The organism is Acinetobacter sp. RUH 2624 (assembly GCF_000162375.2).
Taxonomy (GTDB): Bacteria; Pseudomonadota; Gammaproteobacteria; order Pseudomonadales; family Moraxellaceae; genus Acinetobacter; species Acinetobacter nosocomialis.
Window position 1 is genome coordinate 439,579 of record NZ_KI391939.1, and the last position, 21,425, is coordinate 461,003.

General features: G+C 39.1%; 19 protein-coding genes. 12 read left to right on the plus strand and 7 right to left on the minus strand.

Annotation, left to right across the window (positions count from 1 at the left end; all coding sequences use genetic code 11):
* Positions 1-115: 115 nt before the first annotated feature.
* Both HMPREF0014_RS08725 and HMPREF0014_RS08730 read left to right on the plus strand, forming a co-directional pair.
* Positions 116-433, plus strand: coding sequence for a hypothetical protein (locus HMPREF0014_RS08725; protein WP_002156849.1), 318 nt, complete (start codon positions 116-118; stop codon positions 431-433).
* Positions 434-549: 116 nt separating this feature from the next.
* Entirely contained in the window at positions 550-1,332 is a 783-nt protein-coding gene (locus HMPREF0014_RS08730; protein WP_017393664.1) for a M48 family metallopeptidase, read from the plus strand.
* A 58-nt stretch (positions 1,333-1,390) separates the two neighbouring features.
* Here HMPREF0014_RS08730 and HMPREF0014_RS08735 read toward each other — a convergent pair whose 3' ends face one another.
* Both HMPREF0014_RS08735 and crp read right to left on the minus strand, forming a co-directional pair.
* A complete protein-coding gene (locus tag HMPREF0014_RS08735; RefSeq protein WP_004888034.1) occupies positions 1,391-2,440 on the minus strand; it encodes an NADP(H)-dependent aldo-keto reductase in 1,050 nt (349 codons plus the stop codon).
* Between the two features lie 160 nt (positions 2,441-2,600).
* On the minus strand, positions 2,601-3,308 hold the full coding sequence (crp, locus tag HMPREF0014_RS08740; RefSeq protein ID WP_002156798.1) for a cAMP-activated global transcriptional regulator CRP: 708 nt from the start codon (positions 3,306-3,308) through the stop codon (positions 2,601-2,603).
* Positions 3,309-3,748: 440 nt separating this feature from the next.
* Here crp and HMPREF0014_RS08745 point away from each other — a divergent pair, with 440 nt between their 5' ends.
* Both HMPREF0014_RS08745 and HMPREF0014_RS08750 read left to right on the plus strand, forming a co-directional pair.
* Positions 3,749-4,171 (plus strand): OsmC family protein, encoded by a 423-nt coding sequence (locus HMPREF0014_RS08745; RefSeq protein ID WP_001195082.1) that lies wholly within the window; start codon positions 3,749-3,751, stop codon positions 4,169-4,171.
* Between the two features lie 90 nt (positions 4,172-4,261).
* Positions 4,262-4,687 carry a GNAT family N-acetyltransferase gene (locus tag HMPREF0014_RS08750; protein WP_004888033.1) on the plus strand — a complete coding sequence of 142 codons (426 nt, stop codon included), beginning with the start codon at positions 4,262-4,264 and terminating at the stop codon, positions 4,685-4,687.
* On the opposite strand, the gene HMPREF0014_RS08755 is transcribed toward HMPREF0014_RS08750, so the two are convergent.
* Positions 4,684-5,490 (minus strand): peptidoglycan DD-metalloendopeptidase family protein, encoded by an 807-nt coding sequence (locus tag HMPREF0014_RS08755; protein WP_004888031.1) that lies wholly within the window; start codon positions 5,488-5,490, stop codon positions 4,684-4,686. The genes HMPREF0014_RS08750 and HMPREF0014_RS08755 overlap by 4 nt on opposite strands.
* A 299-nt stretch (positions 5,491-5,789) precedes the next feature.
* Between HMPREF0014_RS08755 and clpB the strand changes: the two genes are divergently transcribed.
* A complete protein-coding gene (gene clpB / locus HMPREF0014_RS08760) occupies positions 5,790-8,369 on the plus strand; it encodes an ATP-dependent chaperone ClpB (RefSeq protein WP_002156879.1) in 2,580 nt (859 codons plus the stop codon).
* Between the two features lie 56 nt (positions 8,370-8,425).
* Here clpB and HMPREF0014_RS08765 read toward each other — a convergent pair whose 3' ends face one another.
* A complete protein-coding gene (locus HMPREF0014_RS08765; protein ID WP_004888028.1) occupies positions 8,426-8,914 on the minus strand; it encodes a CinA family protein in 489 nt (162 codons plus the stop codon).
* A 268-nt stretch (positions 8,915-9,182) separates the two neighbouring features.
* Here HMPREF0014_RS08765 and HMPREF0014_RS08770 point away from each other — a divergent pair, with 268 nt between their 5' ends.
* A complete protein-coding gene (locus HMPREF0014_RS08770; RefSeq protein ID WP_004888026.1) occupies positions 9,183-9,599 on the plus strand; it encodes a hypothetical protein in 417 nt (138 codons plus the stop codon).
* 24 nt (positions 9,600-9,623) lie between these two features.
* On the opposite strand, the gene rlmKL is transcribed toward HMPREF0014_RS08770, so the two are convergent.
* Entirely contained in the window at positions 9,624-11,828 is a 2,205-nt protein-coding gene (rlmKL, locus tag HMPREF0014_RS08775) for a bifunctional 23S rRNA (guanine(2069)-N(7))-methyltransferase RlmK/23S rRNA (guanine(2445)-N(2))-methyltransferase RlmL (protein WP_006582054.1), read from the minus strand.
* Positions 11,829-12,056: 228 nt separating this feature from the next.
* Between rlmKL and HMPREF0014_RS08780 the strand changes: the two genes are divergently transcribed.
* The 5 genes from HMPREF0014_RS08780 (at position 12,057) to HMPREF0014_RS08800 (ending at position 17,304) form a co-directional block, all read left to right on the plus strand.
* Positions 12,057-12,401, plus strand: a complete 345-nt coding sequence (locus tag HMPREF0014_RS08780) for a hypothetical protein (protein ID WP_004709834.1) — start codon at positions 12,057-12,059, stop codon at positions 12,399-12,401.
* Between the two features lie 123 nt (positions 12,402-12,524).
* Positions 12,525-13,541 carry an aspartate carbamoyltransferase catalytic subunit gene (locus tag HMPREF0014_RS08785; protein WP_004888022.1) on the plus strand — a complete coding sequence of 339 codons (1,017 nt, stop codon included), beginning with the start codon at positions 12,525-12,527 and terminating at the stop codon, positions 13,539-13,541.
* 12 nt (positions 13,542-13,553) lie between these two features.
* Positions 13,554-14,789 (plus strand): dihydroorotase, encoded by a 1,236-nt coding sequence (locus HMPREF0014_RS08790; RefSeq protein WP_004709832.1) that lies wholly within the window; start codon positions 13,554-13,556, stop codon positions 14,787-14,789.
* Positions 14,790-15,002: 213 nt separating this feature from the next.
* Positions 15,003-16,421: an OmpA family protein gene (locus tag HMPREF0014_RS08795; protein ID WP_004709830.1), complete on the plus strand. Its 1,419-nt coding sequence runs from the start codon at positions 15,003-15,005 to the stop codon at positions 16,419-16,421.
* A gap of 103 nt (positions 16,422-16,524) precedes the next feature.
* Entirely contained in the window at positions 16,525-17,304 is a 780-nt protein-coding gene (locus tag HMPREF0014_RS08800) for a Rossmann-like and DUF2520 domain-containing protein (protein ID WP_006580758.1), read from the plus strand.
* A gap of 14 nt (positions 17,305-17,318) precedes the next feature.
* On the opposite strand, the gene HMPREF0014_RS08805 is transcribed toward HMPREF0014_RS08800, so the two are convergent.
* Together HMPREF0014_RS08805 and trmB are read right to left on the minus strand one after the other, a co-directional pair.
* Positions 17,319-17,945 (minus strand): glutathione S-transferase, encoded by a 627-nt coding sequence (locus HMPREF0014_RS08805; protein WP_004888018.1) that lies wholly within the window; start codon positions 17,943-17,945, stop codon positions 17,319-17,321.
* 171 nt (positions 17,946-18,116) lie between these two features.
* On the minus strand, positions 18,117-18,833 hold the full coding sequence (trmB, locus tag HMPREF0014_RS08810; protein WP_004888016.1) for a tRNA (guanosine(46)-N7)-methyltransferase TrmB: 717 nt from the start codon (positions 18,831-18,833) through the stop codon (positions 18,117-18,119).
* Positions 18,834-18,978: 145 nt separating this feature from the next.
* Here trmB and HMPREF0014_RS08815 point away from each other — a divergent pair, with 145 nt between their 5' ends.
* Positions 18,979-21,417 (plus strand): ExeM/NucH family extracellular endonuclease, encoded by a 2,439-nt coding sequence (locus HMPREF0014_RS08815; protein WP_004888014.1) that lies wholly within the window; start codon positions 18,979-18,981, stop codon positions 21,415-21,417.
* Positions 21,418-21,425 lie beyond the last annotated feature (8 nt).

Here is a 21,425-nt window from a genome sequence, read left to right on the forward strand (position 1 = left end):
GATAAAAGCCTCCTGAAAAAGGGGGCTTTTTTATATCCGACTAAAGTGCAGTTTCTGTTTTGTCTAATTCAGATTAAAACAGAAATATAAGTGATGTCATGGATGATGAACTAAAATGAAATTGCAACCCACTATTTCAAAAACCATTTTTTATTCTTTTTTGTTTGCGATCGGTGGTTCGCCAACGTTAGCTATGCTAGTCATTTATGGCCAAAATTATAACCCTGACTTCTTCATGACAGCATTTATGAGTCTTTCTGTTTTGATTGCTTGTGTCTTAATCCCGGTCGTTTTTATACAAAACAGTTATCTCTTATGGAAAAGGACAAGTCCCTCTCTTGAAGAGAAAGTTAAGCCTTTAAGCCATGTCTATCTTGTCCTAAATATAATATGTTTACTGTTCTGGATTTATTTGATGACTTTATCTGCTTGATCGTTACATAAATACTATGATCGTGAAGAAATGAGAGATTCAAAGCTTATGTGCTATTTCTTATAATAAGTGCAAAAGAATAAACAGTTTTTTTAAGATTTAGGTGACCCATGTTGATGAATAAGAAACTTTTTTTAAGCTTGTGTGCTGCAGGTGTTGTAACAATCTCTGGTTGCGCAACAATGGCTGACATGGCTGGTGCAGATACAGCAACATTAAATGCGCAGTCTGCACAAGGTTTTACTAAAATGGTGCAGGAAGCACGTGCTAAAGGGACTTTAGATACAAGTTCAAGTACCTATAGCCGTATTAATGCTGTTTTCAACCGTTTAAAACCTTATGCTGATCAAGTAAATCAAACAGGGCAGCCATTTAGCTGGCAGTTGGCTGTACTGAAATCAGATACTGTTAACGCCTACGTTGCACCAGGTGGTAAGGTCGTGTTCTACACAGGTATTGTGAATAAGCTCAACCTAACGGATGCTGAAATTGCAGCTGTTATGGGCCACGAAATGACGCACGCTTTAGAAGAGCATGCTAAAAGTAAAATTGGCGCACAGGCTTTAACTGATTTGGCATTAAATATTGGCTTAAGCTATGCAGGTGGCGGTAACGTTAACCAATTAGGTGCGGCTGCTGCACAACTAGGTTCGCAAGTAGGGGTGGGCTTACCATATTCGCGTAGTTTAGAGAGCCGTGCTGACCAAGGGGGCTTAATGTTAATGGCACGTGCAGGTTATAACCCAAATGCTGCTATTACCCTCTGGGAAAAAATGAACAAACTTGAAGGTGCTGGTGGTTCATCTTTCTTGTCTACTCACCCATCTAACGCTCAGCGTATTAATGATATGCGTAAAAACTTACCTGCAGCATTAGCTATTTATAATGGCCGTAGATAAGTTTTAAAACTTTAATATAAGTATAAAAACGGATGCTTAAGCATCCGTTTTTTTGTTTTTAAGGGGCAGGATTAGGCTGTTGTACATGAATAGCTTCTATGCCTTGTAAAATTTCTGGTGAAAGCTCAATTTCAAAAGCCTGAATATTCTCTTTGAGCTGATCTAAGCTAGTCGCACCAATAATTGTACTCGTCACAAAGAATTGCTGTTTAATAAAGGCTAGAGCCAATTGAGTCAGGCTTAAACCATGCTTTTCAGCGAGCTGTGCATATTGTTCCGTTGCCCATTCACTTTGTGGATTGCTATAGCGACTAAAGCGTGGAAATAGAGTAACGCGAGCATTCGCAGGACGTGCCCCATTTCTAAACTTACCAGTTAAGTAACCAAAAGCAAGAGGAGAGTATGCAAGTAATCCTACACCTTCATATTTAGCAATCTCAGACATACCGATTTCATAAGTACGATTAAGCAGGCTATAGGGGTTTTGCACACTCACAAATTTACTTACACCTAAATTTTCAGCAAGCTGTAAAAACTTCATAGTGCCCCAAGGCGTTTCATTAGATAAGCCGATATAACGAATACGTCCTCGATTAATCTCTTTTTGAAGAGCAAGTAATGTCTCTTCTAAAGGCGTAGTGTTGTAATTATTGTGGGCCTGCTGATTACCATAAGCGAGCGTGCCAAAAAAGTTGGTATGACGTTCTGGCCAGTGTAATTGGTAGAGATCAATATAGTCTGTTTGGAGGCGTTTAAGAGAACCATCAATCGCTTGTGAAATATGTTCACTATTAAACTTGGTATGACCTTCTCGAATATGAGTTCCACCAAAGCCAGGACCTGCAATTTTTGAAGCAAGGAATACTTTGTCACGTTGACCATGTTGTGCAAACCAATTGCCTAAAATGGTTTCAGTCGCACCATATGTTTCTGGTTTAGGGGGTACGGAATACATCTCTGCTGTATCCCAAAAATATAAACCGTGCTCTAAAGCGTAATTGAGTTGTTCGAAAGCTTCTTGTTGAGTGTTTTGCTCACCAAATGTCATAGTACCTAAGCAAATTTCTGGAAGGTTAATGCCAGTGTGACCAAGTGGTTTGAATTGCATACTGCGAAATCCTTGAGAAATTTTAAGTTAGCCTAACGGAAAATATGTATTCAACTTAAATCATAAAAATAGAATAGTTTGTAAGCTTTATGTATTAACTCATTGTTGCATATAAAAAAAGCAAACCGAAGTTTGCTCTTTATTAAATCATTACGAATAATTATTCTTCGTCATCATAGTCTTCGTCAGTGACAGGAGTTTCTTCTAATGATGCATCAAAAATAAGAATAGCCTTACCATCTGTCTGGATCATACCTTGATCTTCTAAGGTCTTTAATACACGGCCAACCATTTCTCGTGAACAACCGACAATACGTCCAATTTCTTGACGGGTAATACGAATTTGACGACCATTCGGCAAGATCATTGCCTCTGGTTGTGAAGATAAGTCGATTAAGCAACGCGCAATACGACCAGACACATCAATGAAGGCAAGGTCAGTCATTTTACGAGTTGTATTTTTTAAACGACGAACAAGTTGCGCGAAAACGGCATAGCTGAGATCTGGATACTGTTTGCTCAGTTCATGGAAGTTGTCATATGAAATTTCTGCAATTTCACAGACATCACGGGTACGAACTTCAGCTGTACGTTGAGGGTTCGGTTCGAAAAGCCCCATTTCCCCAAAGAAGTCACCAGGATTCAAATATGCCACAACAATTTCACGCTCATCATCTTCACGTAAAATAATTGAAACTGAGCCTTTTAAAATTAAATATAAAGATTTTGACTCTGTTCCGGCATCAACAATTGTGGTTCGTTTTGGATATCTGTTGATGTGAGCACGCTTTAACAATGCTTTAACGGATTCAGGTAGTTGCCCCGGAGATAAAGCATCTGTGCTGAGTTGTGAAAAATTTGAAGTCATGCTTGATATGTTCCGAATAGGGTAAACAATTCACACAAGCTCGAGATGAGCTATTACACAGAAGAGATGAAATTCCTTATCAACTCATTTTATGTTAGTGTACAAAACAAGGGCCTGTTGACATTTCACAGATGGTTGCGACATAAGACGATTTTTCTAGACGTTACGAAGCAAGAACTATGGAATTTAGTCATTCTAAATAAATAGAGCTTAACAACGAAACGCACAAAAAAATCTGGTCTTGCGCTGCACCTAAGATGCTTAAATCGCACCTCAGATTTTGGCTGAAATTTAACAAACTTTTTTACAAAACGGGACAAAGGATTGCCCTTGTCTGTGTTTTGCGTTTTTATTTGGATTAATTTTTAGCTATTACGCAATCCATAGATGAAATGTCAACAGACCCTGCTTAAATTTATAATTTTTTTTGGGTAGTTGCAATGCAAACAAGTGTACATTGGCTAGAGAATGTTGCTTTTGAAGCGAAATCAGAGAGTGGTCATAGTGTAGTGATGGATGGCTCACCTGAGTATGGTGGCGAAAACCGTGGACCACGTCCTATGGAATTGATATTAATGGGACTTGGTGGGTGTGCTTCGTTTGATATTGTGACTATTTTAAAAAAATCTCGTCAAGATGTGACGAATGTCGTATGTCAGCTTAAAGCTGAGCGAGCAGATGCAATTCCAGCTGTTTTCACCAAGATCCATTTACACTTTGTAGTGACAGGTAAAGCCGTAAAAGAAAAACAGGTTGCAAAAGCAGTAGAGCTATCAGCTGAAAAATATTGTTCAGCAAGTAAAATGCTTTCTGATGGTGGCGTAGAAATTACCCACGATTTTGAGATTATTGAAGCTGCATAATTTTATATGAATAGCTGAAAAGAAAAGCTAACAGTCATGTTGGCTTTTTTTATGATAAGAACAATTCAAAAAATAAAAGGAGAATGTTGGGTGAATATCCGTTTAGCTCAATCAAAAGATACCGAATTTATATGTCACTTACTGAAACAAATGGGATATTCACAGCCATTAAGATTGATTGAGGAACAATTCCAAAGATTAAGTAAAGATTCTAACGCAATTACATTGGTCGCAGCTGACGATTTAAATGTATATGGAGTTTTATCACTTTATTTTATTCCGCAAATTGCCTTAAAAGGGGACTTTGCCAAAATATGTTATTTGTATGTTGACGAGAATATGCGTAGTAAAGGAGTGGGGCATTTGCTTGTACAAGAAGCAGAACGGTTGGCAAGGGAACGTGGTTGTGACCGGATGGAACTGCACTCAGGATTGCAAAGGCCTTTAGCGCATCAATTTTACCTAAGAGAAGGTTATGTCGAGGCGCCAAAGTACTTTCGTAAAGCTTTAAATTAATGAGCTGGGTTTAGAAAAAGTTGAGGGTCTACCCGAGCATTGTTAAGGCTCATTCCCCAATGTAAATGTGGCCCTGTTACACGGCCTGTTTTACCGACTAAGCCGAGTACTTCACCTTGATGGATACGCTGGCCCTTTTCTACTTTTATCTCGCTTAAATGGCAAAACATGCTAATTAAACCTTGGCCGTGATCAATTAATACAGTTTGTCCATTAAAGAAATAGTGTCCTGTTTGAACGACTACACCATCTGCTGGAGCAACTACTTTTTGACCTATTGGTGCTGGAATATCCAGACCTGAATGAGGTGCACGTTCTTCACCATTGAAGAAACGTTTTCTTCCAAAAGAGTTGGTAAATTTTCCCGAAGTTGGACGTATAAATTTAGGCAAGCTTTGCCATGAACTTGTTGTGAAAGAACTATAAACCTCATTTTGTTCTTTCGCTTCTTGAGCATAGCGGTCTAATTGACTTTGGTTGGGGTTCACATAGTCTTGATTGGTAACTTTAATCCTTTGCTCAGCATAAGGATAAGACTTAACTTCTATTTGAATAGGCGCTTTATTGGTATCAAGCTGAATGCTGCCGAGTGGTGTAGATAATGGAATACCTACTACAGCATAACGTTGATGGCCTTCTTGACTGATTAAAACGGGTTTGTGTTGAAAAGTGACTTGAGTAATATCGGTCGATAATGAAACGACTGCAATTCCACCGGATCTTCTTGAGTCTTGGGGTAACTCTGCTATTGCTAGAGTCGAGCTAAAAAGACAAGTTGTTAATATAATATGTTTTAAACGCATTTTAATTTCAAAAACAGGATGGAATTAGCCTAATAAATTAATTCCTATTTTTGGAATTCTCAATGAAGACTTTGTGAAAAGAGTGGAACAGACGAAACCAAATATAAATATTTAAGCGATTTAATAAAATGTAGCTGAAGTGTACTTGAAATATATACAAAACAAACCCATATTATAATCGAGTTTTACTCATAGTATTTTTTATAAGATCATGAAAAATATATAAAAAATTATTTGAAATCCGAAAAAGTGTTCCCATCTATTACACAAGTACGAATTTGTTGTGAGGAATAACAAGAATGCGATTTGAAAAATTTACGAACCGCTTGCAGCAAGCCCTCTCAGATGCTCAATCCTTAGCAATGGGTAAAGACCATACGGCTATAGCAGGTATTCATATTTTGAGTACTTTATTGGAAGAGCCGTCTAATATTAGTTTGTTGCAACAAGCAGGTGCACGGTTACCTGAACTTAAACAAAAGCTAGAGCAGGCTTTAAAAGATGCTCCGACTATTGCTAACCCGACGGGTGATGTCAATTTAAACCCTGAAGCAGTTAAAGCACTTAATTTGGCAGATCGATATGCGCAAAAAGCTGGCGATGAATTTTTGTCGACTGACTGGGTTTTATTGGGCTTAGCAGAAACTGGCGAAACAAAAAATATTTTAAGTGCCGTAGGTGTAACTCCCGACAGCTTACGCAAAGTAATTGAACATATTCGAGGTAGTGACAAAGTCATGAGTAATAATCACGAAGACCAACGTGACTCACTTAATAAATATACAATTGATTTAACTGAGCGGGCTTTATCGGGGAAACTTGATCCGGTCATTGGACGTGATGATGAAATTCGACGCACTATTCAGGTCTTGTCACGTCGTACAAAAAACAACCCTGTACTCATCGGTGAGCCGGGTGTTGGTAAAACCGCTATTGTTGAAGGCTTAGCACAGCGTATTGTCAATGGTGAAGTGCCAGAAGGCTTAAAGAATAAACGTGTTTTATCACTAGATTTAGGCTCATTACTTGCAGGTGCTAAGTATCGTGGTGAGTTTGAAGAACGTTTAAAAGCTGTTTTAAAAGATTTGGCGAAACACGAAGGCGAAATCATCTTATTCATTGACGAGTTACATACACTCGTTGGTGCTGGTAAAGGTGACGGCGCGATGGATGCAGGGAATATGTTAAAACCTGCGTTGGCTCGTGGTGAGTTGCGCTGTGTGGGTGCAACAACCTTAGATGAATATCGTCAATACATTGAAAAAGATGCCGCTTTAGAACGTCGTTTCCAGAAAGTTCTGGTGGATGAACCAAGCGTTGAAGATACCATTGCGATTTTACGTGGTCTAAAAGAAAAGTATGCTACTCACCATGGTGTACAAATTTTAGACTCAGCGATTATTGCAGCAGCGAAAATGTCTCATCGTTATATTACAGACCGTCAATTACCAGACAAGGCGATTGACCTGATTGATGAGGCAGCTTCTCGTATCAAAATGGAGATTGACTCTAAACCTGAAGCACTTGATAAACTTGATCGCCGTTTAATCCAGTTGAAAATGCAGTTGGAAGCGGTGAAAAAAGATGAAGATGCAGGCAGTAAGGCCGAAGTTACTCATCTTGAAAAACAGATCGCTGAAGTTCAGAAAGAATATAACGATCTCGAAGAAGTGTGGAAATCTGAAAAAACTTTGGTAGAAGGCACTAAACAAGCTCAGGTTGAACTTGATAAAGCACGTATTGCTTTTGAGAAAGCTCAGCGTGAAGGTGATTTAGCCGAAGCAGCACGTTTACAATATGGCGTTATTCCAGAGCTTCAAAAACAGCTTGAGCAAGATGAAGTTGCTGAAGAAAACGAAGAGCCAAAACTCATTCGTACTAAAGTAACTGAAAATGAAATTGCCGAAGTCGTTAGTGCTGCAACGGGTATTCCGGTTGCTAAAATGATGCAAGGCGAGCGTGAAAAACTCCTTCATATGGAAGAGTTCTTGCATGACCGTGTTGTAGGACAAGATGAAGCAGTTGTTGCGGTATCGAATGCAGTACGTCGTTCGCGTGCCGGTTTGTCTGACCCGAATCGTCCTAGCGGATCATTCTTGTTCTTAGGACCAACGGGTGTTGGTAAAACTGAGTTAACTAAAGCTTTAGCTAACTTCTTGTTTGATAGTGATGATGCCATGATTCGTATCGATATGAGTGAATTCATGGAGAAACATTCTGTCAGCCGTTTAGTTGGTGCGCCTCCGGGCTATGTGGGTTACGAAGAGGGCGGTGTTTTAACCGAAGCTGTTCGCCGTAAACCATATAGCGTGGTGTTGTTTGATGAGGTTGAAAAAGCGCATCCAGATGTTTTCAATATCTTGCTCCAAGTGTTGGATGACGGGCGCTTAACCGACTCACAAGGTCGAGTAGTGGACTTTAAAAACACGGTTATTGTGATGACATCAAACTTGGGTTCACAAGATGTACGTGAGCTTGGCGAAGGTGCCACTGATGATGAAGTGCGTACAGTCGTGATGAATGCGGTAAGTCAGCATTTCCGTCCGGAATTTATTAACCGGATTGATGAGCTTGTAATTTTCCATTCACTCAAGAAAGCGCAGATTCGTGGTATTGCGGATATTCAGTTAGATCGTTTACGTTCACGTCTTGTTGATCGTGATATGAGCTTAACTGTAGATGACAGTGCATTTGACTTATTGATTGATGCTGGTTTCGATCCTGTATACGGAGCACGTCCATTAAAACGTGCAATTCAACAACAGGTTGAAAACACTTTGGCTCAAAAAATCTTGTCAGGTGAGTTTGTTGCAGGTGATACCATTTTAGTTAAAGGTGAGCATGGTCACTTGGTCTTTGATAAAATGAAACTCAGCTAAGTTTGTTCTGCTAAAACCGAAAAGAGAATATGGAAACATATTCTCTTTTTTTATATTTAACTTTTATGCTGATTGGAAGATATAAGCGCAATAATTGAGTCTGCCACTTTTTGCGTGAGAGTTTTAAGTTTTTGTTCGGCATGTCCTGATAAAAAATAATGGTAATGATAAATACGTCCTAGATAAGAAATACAAATAAAAAAAGTACCTACAGGTTTTTCCGTGGTTTCACTTCCGCCATGTTTGAGTAAACCTGTACAACTTACAATAATATCGGCTTGTTGAAATAGAGTTTGACCAAGCCTGCACATTTCTTCAGTTACTTGTGGTGATTCTGCTGTGTAGGTTTCGATTAACTTTGGTTCAACTTTTAAAACACTGATTTTAATACTGGGGTCATAACTCACTAATCCGCCCAGTAAAATATCAGCGCCACTATTTTTATGAATCGAAAACTGACTGGTTAAGTAACCTGAACTGGCACTTTCAATAAATGCAACTTTAAGTTGAAGATCTTCTAATAATTGACAGCATTGCTGAAGCATTATTCCACCTCGTATGGTGTTTATTTATGAATAAATCTAAATGCAAATACATTATAAAATCACAGTAAGTGATCTGGAGTTATGGTGCAAGTCTGAGATAACAATCTATAAAACTACTTGAATATTCACGAAAGGCCTGTGAAGAATTTCAGATTTTAAAATGATCAATGCTAATTATCGGGAAGTTTCTTTATAACATTGCGACAAGGTTAAAAAGTTGCTAGTTTGATTTCATATAACGAACAATAACAATTTTAGGAAGTAGGTAATGAATAATAAGCAAGGGTATATGCTGGGAGTTTTGAGCGGTGTGTTTGTATTATTATCAAATGCCTGGGCAGCACAACCAATGACAGAAAGTGCGCTAGCCACTCAAACAGGTGCGGTAACCACATCTTTACCCGTCATTATTGCTAAGGCTCAAGATGATGCACAAAAACCTGAAATAGAGCAGCACCAAGCTCGCAAAGAATTAGGAGATAATTATTTACAAGAAGTTCGCTGGAACTCATTAAGATCGAGTGTGTTATCACCTTATCAAGAACAAAAACAAAATCAGGTGATAGATATTAAAGAAAAGAAAAAATTAGAAATGGTGGCGCTACCAGACCGAGCGGACCGTTTTACACGTTATGAGTTTGAACCGAAAAATGTACATGGCGAAGTTATCATTACCGTAAAGTAATGATAACTTCTCGCCAAATTTATATCAGTTCAATCCTAAATGCTGAATTTTCCATGCACGGTGGATTTTTTGATTACGTTTAAAATCGGGTCCAATTGTTTCAGACGTAATTTCTTCAACGTCGTATAGCGCTTCAATTTCTTCATCCATTTCAAAGCCGCGGTAGTTATTTGAGAAGTAAAGCGTACCTTCACTTGTTAAACGGTTCATAGCACGTTTAATAAGAGACACATGGTCGCGTTGTACGTCGAAAGTACCGTAGAACTTTTTAGAGTTAGAGAAAGTAGGTGGGTCAATAAAGATAAGATCGTATTGTTCGTGACCTTCTTTTAGCCATTCAAAACAGTCACTTGCAAAGAACATGTGTTGTTCATCTGCATGATCTACAGTTAAACCATTTAAAACGAAGTTTTCTTTAGACCAGCTCAAGTACGTGTTCGATAAGTCGACACTTGTAGTACTTGCAGCACCGCCTAAAGCCGCATGTAAGCTGGCTGTAGAGGTATAACTATATAAGTTAAGGAAGTGTTTACCACGAGCTTCTTGAGCAATACGTAAACGCATTTGACGATGGTCAAGAAATAAACCTGTATCAAGATAGTCAGTCAGGTTTACTAAAATCTTAGCTTTACCTTCTTGAACGATAAAACGTTTTGAAGCTGTGCTTTGTTTCGTATATTGGTTAGTACCTGTTTGGCGAGCACGCGTTTTAATAAAAATAGCGTCGCGGTTTAAACCGGTAACAGCACGAATTACAGCAAGTGCTAAATTAAAACGTTTTTTTGCTTTTTCAGGATCGATTGTTTTTGGTGGTGCATATTCCTGAACATGTAAACGGTCACCATATAAATCGACAGCGACATTAAAGTCAGGTAAGTCGGCATCGTATAATCGTAAGCAGTAAATATTTTCTTTAGTGGCCCATTTTTTCAAGGCAGTCATATTTTTTTGCAAACGGTTCGCAAAGTCTTGAGCTTCTTCCATTTCAACAGGTTGAGCTTGCCAAGTTGCTAAAAATGGCTGTGTTACTTTTTCTGGTTTGATTGCACCAAAACGAATGTAAATTGGTAACTTACCATTCATTAAACGTAAAGTTTCAGGTGCTTCAAAAGCTAAAACATCTGCTTGTTCAATTTGAGCTGCAATAATGGCTGCATATTGATTTGGGAAATGTTTTTGTAAAAGTGCCGATAACCCTAAGTAAAGAGAACGGTTTGATGCTTTATCACCTAAACGTTCGCCATATGGAGGGTTAGTCACAATAAAAGCTGTTTTCTTTTCAGCAGCAAAATCTGGCCAGTCAGCTAAAGTACGTTCTTCAATTTGAATTTGGCTTAATAGCTTTTCAAAGCCTGCTGCAATAATGTTTTCACGAGTTGCTTTTACAGCTTCCCAGTCAGCATCAAACGCATAGAACTTAGGTAGTGGTTGCTCAAGCGCTTTTTCATGACGTTCTGCTGCTTCAGCTTTGAGTGAAAGCCAAAGTTCACGGTCATGACCATGCCAACCATTAAAGCCAAAACGGCGAACAAGACCAGGTGCGCGGTCAGTTAAAATCATTAATGCTTCAATGATAAAAGTACCTGAACCACACATTGGGTCGAAGACAAGCTCTGGATTACGTTCTTTGAGCTTAGCTTTTTGTAAAATTGCTGCAGCAAGGTTTTCTTTAATCGGTGCATCCGTCATATAACGACGGTAGCCACGTTTATGTAATGAGTCACCAGATAAATCTAGGCAATAAGTATGTTCAGTCTTGCCAGCAAGTACATATAACGTAATTTCTGGTTGTTTAGTATCAATACTTGGACGACGGCCGACAGCTTCCATAAAGGAATCGACTACACCGTCTTTTGCTCTAAGCGTTGCAAATTGGGTATTAACTTTAATTTCACGTTCTGCATGTAAGCGAATAGCAAAGGTACTTTGTGGTGCAAAAATAAGTGACCAGTCAAAGCTCATTGCACCTTCGTAAAGCTCTTCCGCTACATCACGTGCATCATGTGTATGTTCAAGTTCATACGTATGGATTGGAAGTAAAACACGAGAGGCAAGACGGGACCACATGCAAATGCGATAAGCATGTTCAAGTGTCCCTTCAATGATTAAACGTCCAGCTTTACGTTCTGTCACTTTGGTGCCAAGCTGTTCTATTTCTTCTTGTAAGAGGCTTTCTAAACCATCAGCACAAGTAATCCAATAGTGGTTTAAACGTAAAGAGGTATTCATAAACTCGATTGACCAAAACATATAAATATTAACGATGCAAAGTTTAACTTATTTTGATGTGTAAAGGTTTTTAAATTATTGCAACCTATCACTTGGCAACCAATAAACTGATTTTTAAAGCTTAAATCCTATAAACTGGTATGTATTTTGCTAAACCTCTATGAGTAAAGCTTATTTATTAAATGGTTTTTAACCAATTTTATGATTTGAAAGCATAGGGGAATATAAATGAAAGATATGATGGGGAATGGTTTTGTAGCCAATGCGGAAGCTTTTTCAGTGTCCACACAAATATATGTGCGTATGCGTAGGATCACAGGGCGGGTCATAGATGCATTGTATGTGGTCCAAAATAAAGATTACGCAAAGTATGTAATAGCGCTGGCTTTGGAAACAGATGACGATGAATTAAAACGTTATGTTGAACGATTAAACTCATTGACTGACTCCATACCAGAGCTTCCTCAAAAACAAATCGCGGAAAATGTTCAGTTAAACGAAGAAAAAGAAATCACGGCTGAAGACATTTATCGGGCACAAGTTCCGCACCATTATATTGGTGCTTTAAGGTAATATCGGCATGGCCCTAAATTTTCTGGTCAATTTAGGGTCTTATTCTGTAAAGTTCTTCTGCGAAAAAGCTGGAATTCAGCTACACTATGCACGTTTTCGCGATTCGACCCATAGGAATCCATTATGCATATTGCAGCATTGCATCAACCGAGCCAGGTTCAGCTCAATCAAGACGGAAATTTAAAACATTTTTTAACGATTGAGGGCCTTTCAAAAGAAAACCTCACTAAGATTTTAGATACCGCTCAAAGCTTTTTAGACGATAATAATAATTTAATTAACCGCCCGCTTTTAGAAGGACGGACGGTGATGAATCTCTTCTTTGAAAACTCCACACGTACCCGTACTACTTTTGAAGCAGCAGCAAAACGTTTGTCTGCCAATGTATTAAACATTGATATAGCACGTTCAAGCACGTCAAAAGGTGAGACTTTACGAGATACACTTTGGAACCTCGAAGCAATGGCTGCCGATATTTTTGTAGTTCGCCATTCATCTTCGGGTGCTGCACATTTCATTGCTAAAGATGTATGTCCAAAAGTCGCAATTATTAATGCCGGAGATGGACGTCATGCCCATCCAACGCAAGCGATGCTCGATATGCTCACAATTCGCCGTGAGACGAAAAAACCATTTGAAGATTTGAGTGTTGCGATTATTGGTGACATTAAACATTCTCGTGTGGCACGTTCAGATGTGGCTGCACTTCAAACTCTTGGATGTAAAGACATTCGTGTAATTGCACCAAATACATTATTACCAGTTGGCTTTTCAGAATACGGTGACTATGTTCGTTTGTTCAATAACATGGATGAAGGCGTCACTGGTTGTGATGTGATTATTGCGCTACGTATTCAAAATGAGCGTATTGATTCACCAGCGTTATCTTCGCAATCTGAATTTTATAGAATGTATGGCTTAAACAAAGAGCGCCTAAGTTTAGCTAAACCGGATTGTATTGTTATGCATCCGGGACCAATGAACCGCGGTGTAGAAATTGATTCGAGTATTGCCGATGGTGACCAGTCTGTGATTTTAAAACAGGTTACTAACGGTATTGCAGTTCGTATGGCTGTACTGGCGTTGTCTATGCAAGGGCAACTTCAAGAACAAGGTTTAATTGAAGCGATTGCGTTGTAAGGAATGGATCACATGAGTATTGTAAAAATTGAAAATGTACGTGTGTTAGACCCAATCCAAAAAACAGACAGCGTACAAACTGTATATATTCAAGACGGTAAGCTCGTTGCTCCAGTCGAACAAGTTGAACAAACCATTGATGGGCAAGGCAAATGGTTAATGCCGACCATGGTTGATTTGTGTGCACGTTTACGTGAACCGGGTCAACAGCAGCATGGTACGCTTAAGTCTGAGGGAAAAGCTGCACGTGCCAATGGTATTTTGCACGTGATTACCCCACCAGACTCAAAGCCAATTGTACAAGACAATGGTGCCCTCATTCATGGCTTGATTGAAAAGGCTTGGCATGACGGCGGTATTCATCTGCATATTATTGGTGCCCAGACTCAAGGCCTAAATGGTAAGCAACCAGCAAATATGGCAGGTCTTAAAAAGGGTGGGTGTACTGCTGTTTCAAATGCAAATGCTGCTTTTGAAAATGATGATGTTGTTGTCCGCACGCTTGAGTATGCTGCGGGTCTTGGTCTAACAGTCGTGTTCTATGCTGAAGAGCCGCAACTTGCTAAAGATGGCTGTGCTCATGAAGGCTTTATCGCATCGCGTCAAGGTTTGCCAATGATTCCTGCAATTGCTGAAACTGTAGCGATTGCAAAATATCTACTTATGATTGAAGCGACAGGTGTCAAAGCTCACTTTGGCTTGTTGTCTTGCGGTGCATCGGTTGAATTAATTCGTGCAGCAAAAGCGAAAGGTTTACCTGTTACTGCCGACGTCGCAATGCACCAGTTACATTTAACTGAACAATTAACGGATGGCTTTAACTCACTTGCACATGTTCGTCCACCATTACGTTCTGAGCAAGATAAAGAGCTTTTACGCCAAGGTTTAAAACAAGGTGTAATTGATGCAATTTGTACGCATCACGAACCATTAAGCAGTTCAGCGAAAATGGCTCCATTTGCTGAAACCCAACCGGGTATTACTGCATTTGATACTTATGTAGCTCTAGGTATCCAACTCATTAATGAAGGCTTATTTGAGCCACTTGAGTGGGTTACTAAAGTAACAAGTGCTCCTGCACAGGTAGCAAACATGACTGCGCGTTGGCAAGCTGAAGCTGGGTGGGTGTTGGTAGATCCTGAACTAAGCTGGACGTTAACTAAAGACACTATCTTGTCTCAAGGAAAAAACACGCCATTACTGGGTCAAAACCTTACTGGTAAAGTAGTACAGACTTTTGCTGTATAGTTTTTAATAGTTAAAAGCTTATTCAAAATATAAACAGGCAGATCATAATGATTTGCCTGTTTTGTAAATACTAGATGGAAAATTGTATATAAATTATTTAAAAGACAACAAAAGATTTCGAGCGCATTAGAATAAAAAACTATCAGCAAAGAGAAGTATTTGAATAATCAAAAAATTGCTGGTTACGACGTATAAGATTCGGGAGAATAAACAATGTCGATAAACCCTATAGAACTGCTTAAAGAAAAAGTATCATCAACAATATTGAATAATCAGGATGGATTCCTAGGCGAAAAAACTAACGCGCTCTCTAAGTTTTATCCAATTCTACTTTCATTATTAGCTGCTAAACCTGATCTTATTGGACAGTTAAAAAACAGTTTAGCTCCATCATTATCCGATCTTTTTTCTCATAATGACCAAATTAAAAATACGGTACTAACACACCTAAGTGGCACTGCACCATCTGCCGAGATTGAAAGTACACTCAATAGTGCGATCAAACCCAGTCTTAATACGATTTCTGAAGTCGCTGGAAGCGATCAACAAAGCATTGTGAACTATTTACGTCAACATGCGGAAACGATTCGTTCATATTTACCAGGGTGGGCAGTCGGCTTATTAGCTCCATTGGGTATTGGTGCGGGTTTATCATCAGTAACAACATCAACTGCACCTCCGCTTGCAGCGGCAACGGAAACGACTGGTAAATCTCGTGGTTTTTTACCGATTATTGCGCTTATTATTCTTGGTTTATTAATTGCTTGGTTATGGCGCTCTTGCCAGCATAAAGAAGCTACACCTGTACCCGAGACTACTCCTGCAAGTGGTGTAGCGGCCGCAGCAGCTGCACCGGCTACTTTAACTTTAAGTACGGACGATAAAGGGGCAGTAAGTCAATGTCAGGCAGGCATTGGTGATCAGGGCTTCTTGGCAACTTTACAAACGCAAGTTAAAAAAGTTCTTTCAGGGACTAAAGACTGTAATGTTGATACCAGTCAAACTTATGCTGCTGCATTTACCGATAAAGATGCGTTAGCAGGTGTGCTCGGTGCCTTAAAAGGAGTTCCAAACGCGTCTTTAGAATGGGTTGGTGACAAAATCACTTTGAAAGCAGGTGATGCCGCAGCTTTAGAAGCTTTAACTGCAAAAGTAAAAGCACTCGTTCCTCATACTGAAGTTGTTTCAGCTGCACCACAAACAGCTGAGCAATCTGTAAGTAATAGCTTAACTGCTTCACAAACTGCTTTAGGCTCAATTGACCCGAACAATGTAGATGTAAATGCTTTGGTTAAAGCGCTTAACCTACAAATTATTAACTTCGCGAGTGGTTCAAGTGAAATTCCTGCAGATAACAAAGCCATTCTTGACCAAGCTGCAACACTGTTAAATAAAGTGACTAGTGTGAAATTAAACGTAGGCGGTCACACTGACTCAACAGGTAATGCTGCTGCCAATAAAGCCCTTTCTCAACGCCGTGCTCAAGCCGTTGTAGATTACTTGGTTTCTAAAGGCGTAGATGCATCTAAACTTGTTGCCCAAGGCCATGGTTCAGAAAACCCTGTTGCAGAAAACACAACTGAAGAAGGACGCTTTAAAAACCGTCGTATTGAGTTTTCAGTAGCTCAATAATCAATAGATTCACAAAAAAGTTTGATTTTATTGAATTCTGATTTGAAAAAAGCTTCTCATTTTGAGAAGCTTTTTTTATAAACATCAATATTGTTGGGTTGGTATGAAAATCAGTTTGTTAGGAAGTGGCCGTTTTGCTTTTCATTTGGCAAAGGCACTTTTGGCTAAGGGGCATAACATCGCACAAGTCTATGCGCGTGATTTTGAGAAAACCCAGAAATTTGCAGAACAAATTCAAGCAAAAGCATGTCAGTTTCTTCAAGAGTTTCAAGCGAGTGACTTAATTATTTTAGCTGTTTCAGACAGTGCTATTAGTGAACTTGCAATGCAAGTACACGCGTTATTTCCAGAAACGCTTATGGTTCATACTTCGGGTAGTACCAATATTGAAGTTATTAGTAATATTCATAAAAAAGCTGGGGTATTTTATCCTTTGCAGACTTTTAGTTTTGAAAGAGACGTCGATTGGCAAGCCACACCATTATTTGTAGAGGCGACTAATAAAAACGATTTAGTCATACTTTCTGATTTAGCAAATAGCCTAAGTAATCGAGTATATCAATACACCTCAAAACAGCGTTTAACTTTACATTTGGCGGCTGTATTTGTTTGTAATTTTAGTAACTACTGTTTTGATATGGCTAAACAGATTGTAGATGCAGAACAAGTCGACTTTAGCTTGCTTTATCCATTAATGGTAGAAACAGCAAAAAAAGCCACTGAAAATGATCCGAAACAAATGCAAACTGGGCCTGCGGTAAGGGGAGATGAAAATATCTTGGCAATGCATGAGGGTCTATTAACTCAAGCAAATAGGGATGACTTAAAACAGGTCTATCAACTTTTAAGTGATGGCATCGTGAAGCGCCATCACTCGGCTTAAAACTTATTTAAAAATTAAGGTTCGCCGTTATTGCCCCATTTTAAGAAGCCAGCACGCTGATTTAATAGTTCAAAATATTGGTCGACATGTTTAAGTGTTGGATGGTCAAAAGGAGTGGCCTTCCAGCGTTGTACAGATAGACCAATTGGAATATCCGCTAGAGTAAACTCAGTACCTGCAACATAGGCTTGAGTTTTTGCAAGTTGTTGGTCAAGAATCTGCATATGATGATTCCAGTTCTCAATACCTTGTTGCAATAAGTTAGGGTCTTGATGATCTGGTGAATGTCTAAGAAGAGACATAATCGTATAAGTCCAGCTGTTATTTAGCTCGATCGCTTGCCAATCAAGCCACTGGTCAACAAAGAACCTATCTTTTGCTTGAGTAGGGTAAAGCTTATGCTCTTTATCGTAAGCATTGGCGAGATAACGGATAATACTGTTGGACTGCCAAAGGACTAAATCGCCATCTAAAACAACAGGAATTTGACCATTTGGATTTAATTGTAAATATTCAGGTGATTGAGCAGAGCGAAAGCCTCGTCCCCAATCTTCTCTCTCATATTCAAGATTTAATTCTTCACACAGCCATAAGACTTTGCGAACATTAATGGAGTTATCACGCCCTAAAATTTTTAACATGGGTTTTCCTTAGTATTTTTTAGTATGGCAAGTACCAGTCTCTATAAATAGCTAGATTCGTTTAGATTGGCAATCATTAATTAATAAGTGGAAATAGAATATATAAGATATATGTTTATTTTTGATATTAAAAAGAAAAGGCCTAGTTTATTACTAAGCCTTTTTTATTATTTACTTAATCTTTTTAAAGATAAAGTCATTAATCTTATGACCCGACTCAATACCACGGCGTTCAAACTTAGTCACTGGGCGCCAGTCTGGACGAGGGTAGCTATTGCCTTTACCCGCCAAGTTTTCAAGGTTTGGACGGTTGTCTAGTACATCAAGCATCCATTCTGCATACGGTTCCCAGTCTGTTGCTGCATGGAAGGTACCACCAAGCTCAAGCTTCTGTTCGACCAGTTGCATACGCTCATGAATAACAAAACGGCGTTTGAAATGACGTTTCTTTTGCCAAGGGTCTGGGAAGTAAAGTTGTACGCAGTTGATACTGTTGTCTGGCATTTCACGTAAAACTTGAATCGCGTCTGCATCGAGTACACGTAAGTTTTTAAGTTCCGCTATACCTGCTTCATATAAACATTGGGCAATACCAGGTACGTGTACTTCAATGCCTACATAGTTGCGTTCAGGATTTGCTTTAGCCATAAGAACTAAAGAGCGGCCCATCCCAAAACCGATTTCAACAGTTAAAGGGCGCTCTGGATATTCAAAGTGTTGACGTAAGTCACCAACAGGATATTCCAAAATTAAATCGCGATGTTGTTCTAATGCCGTGCGTTGAGACGTATTAAGTGGTGCTGAACGACGCATAAACGTCACAATTTCACGGTGTTCAGGCAAATTGTCTAAGTCTGCAATTTGCGTTTCTAACTGATCGATCGACATAACCTTGGCAATATTGAAATTCAAATGCGGTATTTTAAGTCTTCAGGTGGTCAAGTCAAATATTTCGGTGTTTTTCTTCATGTAGATGTCATGATCAATATTTAATCTAAGAGACTAATTAAAACTCACATGAACAATTTTACTCATGAAAACTTTTCAGTTAAGAACACTTTCGGTTTTTTTAAGTGCATTTGGTGCATTTTCATATAGCTCTGTTGCTCAGGCGCAGCTTATGTTTAGTCAGTATGTTGATGGCAGTAGTAATAAAAAGGGTTTAGAAATTTATAACCCAGATGGTACTACAGTTAACTTAGCCGATTATGAGATTCAACAGTTTAATAATGGTGGCACTGCAAAGACAGCGACTTTCCGTTTACAAGGTACGCTTCCAAGTAAACAGAAGTTTTTAGTAGGTCGCTCAGAGTTGCAAACTGAGCTTGGTAGTAAAGTAAATCAGGTTGCTGCATTATCTTTTAATGGTGATGATGCAGTTGTGCTGGTTTATAAAGGCACACCTGTCGATCGTTTTGGGCGTATTGGTGAACGACCAGAGGCAGGTTGGGGAACAGCCGTTTCAAGTTTAGGAAATAGTTTTAAGCGTATTGAAACGGAAAACCCAGCTTTGAGTATCGATCCAACCGCAGCATTTGATTTGGACCACTCGTGGTCAGCATGGGCAAACCGAAATGATTTCTCAAATCTATCGGGTTCGACTACTCAACCGCCTGTGCAAACGGTCAGTTGTTCAAGCTCAGATACACCAATTGCCGATTTAGCATCTTCCACACAAAATCAAACTTATACAGTACGTGGCGTAATTACTGCTGACTATCGTTATGCTAATGGTTTTTCAGGCTTTTATGTTCAAACACCTGACACTAAAGCACGTGCAAATGTAAGCAATGCCATTTTTGTTTATATACCAAATAGCAGCATGGTAAAAGGTGGGCAAGTTGGTGATGAAGTCATCTTACGTGGTCGTTTAACAAGCTATCAAAATCAACTACAGATCGACCAATTACAACAAGATATTCAGACCTGTAATACTAATATGGCAAATCAGGTTCAGCCAATTAGTTTAGAGTTACCATTTACCAGCTTAACAGGCGGTTCAACCAATTCTCCACAGCGCTATCAAGGAATGTTGGTTAAATTACCTCAGACTTTAACGGTGAGTGAAAACTATAATTATGGTCGTTATGGTGAGTTATCGTTAAGTTTAGGCCGTTTATATATTCCAACCAACTTATATCCTGCCTTGTCGCCAGAAGCAAAAGCTTTAGCTCAGAAAAATTTATTATCGAAAATTATCTTTGATGATGGTTATAACAATCAAAACCGTACGCCATGGTTACCAACAAATTTTAGTGCTGCTAATACATTGCGTTCTGGCTATCAGCTTAAAAATGTTGAAGGGATTTTAGAGTATCGTTTTAATGGTTGGCGAGTACAGCCAGTGCTTGGACGTACGCAACCAGAAGTTGTTACTCAAACAAATCCACGCCAGAGTGTCATTACAAAAAATGCCAATCATATTCGTGTAGCTTCATTTAACGTTTTGAACTATGACAATGGTGCAACAGGTTTCCCAACAGAGCGTGGTGCAAACACACAAGCAGAGTTTGATAAACAGCACCGTAAAATTGTGAGTGCATTAAAAGCGATTGATGCTGACGTATACGGTTTGATGGAAATTGCAAACAATGGTTATGGTCCAAACAGCGCAATTGCTCATTTAACCAGTGCATTAGGTCCTGATTGGAAATATGTTATTCCTGAAAATTTGGATCGTTTAGGTGGCGATGTTATTGCTGTTGCGATTATTTATAACAGCAAGCGTGTTAAGCCTTTAAACAAACCTGTTGTGCTTGATTTGGGTGATAAAAACCGAACAACCTTAGCACAAACTTTCCAAGCTGTTCGTGGTAATAAAACGTTTACCGTTATTCCAAACCATTTAAAGTCAAAAGGTTGTACTGGAGTAGATGCGAACTCTACTGACGCTGATCAAAATGATGGTCAAGGATGTTGGAATCCAACCCGTGTGAAAGCAGTTGACCAAATTGTGCAGTGGCTAGCGAAAAATCCAACTCAAGTTCCTAAGCAAAATGCTTTACTCGTTGGAGATATGAATAGCTATGCAAAAGAAGCACCAATTTTAGCTTTTGAAAAAGCTAACTATAAGGTTCTCCTCAATGATGCTAAGGTTGGACAAGGCGCTCAGGCATATAGCTATGTGTTTGGTGTGGCAAGTGATGCAAATGGTAATGGGGGAGCGGGTAACTTAGACCATGCAATTGCCGATGCAGATTTATATCCAAAAGTAGTGCGTACTTTTGCTTGGCATATCAATGCAGATGAACCAACTGTTCTAGATTACAACGAAGAATATAAAACTGATGAGCAAAAGGCTCTGTTTTATGGTGAAGATGCTTATCGTTCTTCGGACCATGATCCTGTCATTGTCGATCTAGATTTAAATGGTAAAGATTCAAGTCATCCTGATAATGGCAACAAAAATCCTATTTTGGATTTCCTAAACCAATTAGTGGAATGGATTAGCCAACTTTTTAAACGTAATTAACGGTAAAA

Bases quoted from the DNA above. Each gene is read 5' to 3' on its own strand.
- HMPREF0014_RS08725 (WP_002156849.1), top strand. From the start codon at position 116: ATGAAATTGCAACCCACTATTTCAAAAACCATTTTTTATTCTTTTTTG.
- HMPREF0014_RS08730 (WP_017393664.1), top strand. From the start codon at position 550: ATGAATAAGAAACTTTTTTTAAGCTTGTGTGCTGCAGGTGTTGTAACA.
- HMPREF0014_RS08735 (WP_004888034.1), bottom strand. From the start codon at position 2,440: ATGCAATTCAAACCACTTGGTCACACTGGCATTAACCTTCCAGAAATT.
- crp (WP_002156798.1), bottom strand. From the start codon at position 3,308: ATGACTTCAAATTTTTCACAACTCAGCACAGATGCTTTATCTCCGGGG.
- HMPREF0014_RS08745 (WP_001195082.1), top strand. From the start codon at position 3,749: ATGCAAACAAGTGTACATTGGCTAGAGAATGTTGCTTTTGAAGCGAAA.
- HMPREF0014_RS08755 (WP_004888031.1), bottom strand. From the start codon at position 5,490: ATGCGTTTAAAACATATTATATTAACAACTTGTCTTTTTAGCTCGACT.
- clpB (WP_002156879.1), top strand. From the start codon at position 5,790: ATGCGATTTGAAAAATTTACGAACCGCTTGCAGCAAGCCCTCTCAGAT.
- HMPREF0014_RS08765 (WP_004888028.1), bottom strand. From the start codon at position 8,914: ATGCTTCAGCAATGCTGTCAATTATTAGAAGATCTTCAACTTAAAGTT.
- HMPREF0014_RS08770 (WP_004888026.1), top strand. From the start codon at position 9,183: ATGAATAATAAGCAAGGGTATATGCTGGGAGTTTTGAGCGGTGTGTTT.
- rlmKL (WP_006582054.1), bottom strand. From the start codon at position 11,828: ATGAATACCTCTTTACGTTTAAACCACTATTGGATTACTTGTGCTGAT.
- HMPREF0014_RS08780 (WP_004709834.1), top strand. From the start codon at position 12,057: ATGAAAGATATGATGGGGAATGGTTTTGTAGCCAATGCGGAAGCTTTT.
- HMPREF0014_RS08785 (WP_004888022.1), top strand. From the start codon at position 12,525: ATGCATATTGCAGCATTGCATCAACCGAGCCAGGTTCAGCTCAATCAA.
- HMPREF0014_RS08790 (WP_004709832.1), top strand. From the start codon at position 13,554: ATGAGTATTGTAAAAATTGAAAATGTACGTGTGTTAGACCCAATCCAA.
- HMPREF0014_RS08795 (WP_004709830.1), top strand. From the start codon at position 15,003: ATGTCGATAAACCCTATAGAACTGCTTAAAGAAAAAGTATCATCAACA.
- HMPREF0014_RS08800 (WP_006580758.1), top strand. From the start codon at position 16,525: ATGAAAATCAGTTTGTTAGGAAGTGGCCGTTTTGCTTTTCATTTGGCA.
- HMPREF0014_RS08805 (WP_004888018.1), bottom strand. From the start codon at position 17,945: ATGTTAAAAATTTTAGGGCGTGATAACTCCATTAATGTTCGCAAAGTC.
- trmB (WP_004888016.1), bottom strand. From the start codon at position 18,833: ATGTCGATCGATCAGTTAGAAACGCAAATTGCAGACTTAGACAATTTG.
- HMPREF0014_RS08815 (WP_004888014.1), top strand. From the start codon at position 18,979: ATGAAAACTTTTCAGTTAAGAACACTTTCGGTTTTTTTAAGTGCATTT.